The sequence below is a fragment of the Mesorhizobium sp. M00.F.Ca.ET.216.01.1.1 genome, from assembly GCF_004010325.2.
GTDB lineage: Bacteria > Pseudomonadota > Alphaproteobacteria > Rhizobiales > Rhizobiaceae > Mesorhizobium.
This window is the reverse complement of the sequence record NZ_SADR02000593.1, coordinates 1-281: the sequence shown is the minus strand read 5'-3', so window position 1 is coordinate 281 and position 281 is coordinate 1. Positions and strand designations below refer to the sequence as shown.

Genomic DNA, 281 nt, shown 5'->3' with positions numbered 1-281 from the left:
ACTCGCGTGCCTATCTGCACCATCTGGTGCGCTCGCAGGAGTCGCTGGGCGCGATGCTGCTCACCTGGAACAACCTGTCCTACTATCAGACGCTGATGCGGGACATCCGCGCCGCGATCGAGGCGCAAGCCTTCGAAGCGCGCGCGGCCGAGATTTCTGAAGGCTGGGCGCGAGGCGACATCCCCGCCATCTAAAGCCCCCGCAATTGACGGAGGGGCTGCTCGGGCGCAGAGATGCGGCCCCCGGGGGATCAGCCATGACCGTGACATACGACTTTGACG

General features: G+C 65.1%; 1 pseudogene. It reads left to right on the top strand.

What is annotated here, in order from left to right:
- Window positions 1-194: pseudogene (locus tag EN859_RS37575) on the top strand (tRNA guanosine(34) transglycosylase Tgt); the annotation flags it as partial.
- Window positions 195-281 lie beyond the last annotated feature (87 nt).